The organism is Dietzia maris, from assembly GCF_014144855.1.
Classification (GTDB): Bacteria; Actinomycetota; Actinomycetes; order Mycobacteriales; family Mycobacteriaceae; genus Dietzia; species Dietzia kunjamensis.
Map to the genome: position 1 here is coordinate 1 of NZ_JAALDN010000295.1, position 2,777 is coordinate 2,777.

Annotated in this window: 3 protein-coding genes; 2 read left to right on the forward strand and 1 reads right to left on the reverse strand. The window is 69.0% G+C overall.

What is annotated here, in order from left to right:
• Positions 1–32: 32 nt before the first annotated feature.
• Positions 33–539: a MarR family winged helix-turn-helix transcriptional regulator gene (locus G6024_RS10065; RefSeq protein ID WP_132061509.1), complete on the forward strand. Its 507-nt coding sequence runs from the start codon at positions 33–35 to the stop codon at positions 537–539.
• Between the two features lie 104 nt (positions 540–643).
• Here the strand turns inward: G6024_RS10065 and G6024_RS10070 are convergent, their stop codons facing one another.
• Positions 644–2,077, reverse strand: a complete 1,434-nt coding sequence (locus tag G6024_RS10070; protein ID WP_132061506.1) for an MFS transporter — start codon at positions 2,075–2,077, stop codon at positions 644–646.
• Positions 2,078–2,327: 250 nt separating this feature from the next.
• On the opposite strand from G6024_RS10070, the gene G6024_RS10075 reads away from it, so the two are divergent.
• A complete protein-coding gene (locus G6024_RS10075) occupies positions 2,328–2,774 on the forward strand; it encodes a cytochrome P450 family protein (RefSeq protein WP_227022045.1) in 447 nt (148 codons plus the stop codon).
• Positions 2,775–2,777 lie beyond the last annotated feature (3 nt).

The following is a 2,777-nucleotide window of genomic DNA, read 5'->3' on the forward strand; positions in this document are numbered from 1 at the left end:
CATCCCACCGCCGCGTCCGACAGGAGTGAGCCTTGCCCCCCAGGACCGCCCCGATCCCCGATCGCATCGACCAGGCCCGCGCCAACTGGGAGCGAGAGGGCTGGACGGATGCCGCGCAGGGGATGACGGTGGTGACCTCGGTGATGCGGGCGCACCAGATCCTCCTGGCCCGGGTCGAGGACACTCTCCGTCCGTGGAACCTGTCGTTCCCCCGGTACGAACTCCTCCGACTGCTGGCCTTCTCCCGCTCGGGGTCGCTGCCCATCACCAAGGCGTCGGAGCGCCTCCAGGTGCACGTCACCAGCGTCACCAGCGCCATGAAGCGCCTGCTCGACGCCGGGCTGGTGGAGCGACGACCGCACCCCACGGACGGGCGGACGACCCTGGTGGAGATCACGGACGCGGGCAGGCAGGTGGTGGCCGAGGCGACCGCGGCGCTCAACTCCGGCGTGTTCGCCGACCCGGGGATGGACGAGGGCGAGCAGGTGGCGCTCATCGAGGCCATCGCCGCGCTGCGCCGGTCCGCCGGCGACTTCTGACATACGACACCGCGCCCGGCCCCCTCTCGGGTGGGGCCGGGCGCGGCTGTTCGGGGGAGGGAATCTCCCGGGGCCGTGAGCTCCGGGGTTCCGTCAGGTGTGGATCAGGGCACCTCGGTGGCGAGGGTGCGGTCCTCGGTCATCTCGGCATCCGCGTTCATCACGTTCTTGCTCGACTCCGTCATGGCCACCACGCACAGCATGGACATGGCGGACAGCAACGAGAGCATGATCCCGACACCGAGCGTGTTGCCCGCGGCGACCATCGCGGCGGCGGCCAGCGGCGGCAGTGCGCCACCGAGGATGCCGGCGAGGTTGTAGCCGAGGCCGGCGCCGGTGTAGCGGTACCGGGCCTGGAACAGCTCCGGCAGGAGTGCGCCGGCCGGGCCGTAGGCGATGCCGAAGATGATGAGCGTGACGAAGAGGACGATGGCGAACGCGATCGGCGACCCGGTGTCGAGGATCGGGAAGACGAACAGTGACCAGACCACGGCCAGCGCCACCGAGGTGCCGATGACCTTCTTGCGGCCGATCCGGTCGGAGTACATGGCCGAGATCGCGATCGCGGCGCCGAAGATCAGGGCGGCGATCATGCCCATACCCAGGACGAACGGGCGGGTGTGCTCGAGGTTCTTGGTGGCGTAGTTCGTGAGGAACGAGGTGCCCATGTAGAAGAGGGAGAACAGCGAGGTGAGCGCGCCACCGGCGATGAGGATCTCCTTCCACTGGTAGCGGAGCGCATCAGCGAACGGCAGGGTCTTGGGTGCCGCGTCCTCGGAGGCCAGGGCCCGGTCCTGCTTGAAGACCGGGGTCTCCTCGATGGAGATGCGGATCCACAGGCCGATGAGCACGAGCACGGCGGACAGCAGGAACGGGATACGCCAGCCGTACTGCATGAACGGGCTGTTGACGTCAGAACTGTCGCCGGCGACCAGCGAGAAGATGAGGAACGTGCCCGAGGAGAGGAAGAACGCGAAGGCGACGCCCAGCTGCGGCCACATCCCCATCATCCCGCGCTTACCCTGCGGCGCGTACTCGGCCGTGAGCAGGGTCGCCCCGGCCCACTCGCCGCCGACCGCGAAGCCCTGGAAGAAGCGGCAGACGACGAGGAGCGTCGGGGCCCAGATGCCGATGCCGCCTTCGAACATTCCGAAGGCCCCGGTGCCGTACCCGGGGAGTAGGCCGATGAACACGGTGGCGATGCCCATGATGAACAGGGTCCACACCAGGGTGCGCTTACGACCGATGCGGTCGCCGAAGTGGCCGAAGAGCGCGGCGCCGACCGGGCGCGCGAAGAACGCGACGGCGAAGGTCGCGAACGACGAGAGTGTCGCGGCCGCCGCATCCTGGCCGGGGAAGAACAGAGTGGGGAAGACCAGCGCCGCGGCGGTGCCGTAGATGAAGAAGTCGTACCACTCGATCGTCGTGCCGATCGAGGAGGCCGCCGCCACCTTCGCGAGCGAGGTCTTCCTGGGCTCCGCTGACGGGTTCGGCGACTGTGGCGCCGCACCCCCGGCGGGAAGGTTCGTGGTTGTCAAGACAACTCCAAGTCTCGTGGGGCGCCGGGCGGGGCCCTGGCGCGGGACGTGTTCCCCGACGAGTGAACGTCGATTGAGCAAAAGGTATGTGACTGGGGCCACACTGGATACACCCGAAAGTGGATGGTCGGTGATCCGGATCACGTCGCGGCCGGGCGAACCCGGCACCGCCGGACCGGAAGCGCACCGCCGCGGGCGTCCCTAGGGTGACGGGCGAGACGCCGACCACGAGCCCGAAGGAGCGCGCCCGATGCCTCGACCCACCCCACGAGTGATCAGCGACCAGTCCCTCGACTTCCTCCGGTCCGGATACCTCTTCGCCTCGCGGGTGCGGCAACGCGCGGGGGTCTCCCCCGATTCGCAGGCCCCTGTCCGACTGCGGCTCATGGGACGCAGCGCCGTTCTGTTGCGGGGCGTGGAGCGTGTGCGGAACTTCTACGACGCGGACAAGGTGGAGCGCAACGGCGCCATGCCCGGGTTCATCCGGTTTCCACTCTTCGGCCCGGGCGCCGTCCACGGACTCGACGGCCGCGCGCACGAGGTACGCAAGAACGCACTGGCCGACATGGCCTATGACGACGAGCGCGCCGCACGGTTCTCCGAACTGGTCGCCGATGAACTCGAGGGGATGCTCGGCGACTGGGCGCGCAGCGGTACCGGCACGGTCTACGGGCTCTTCCGGATCCGGAGTGCGTAGCTG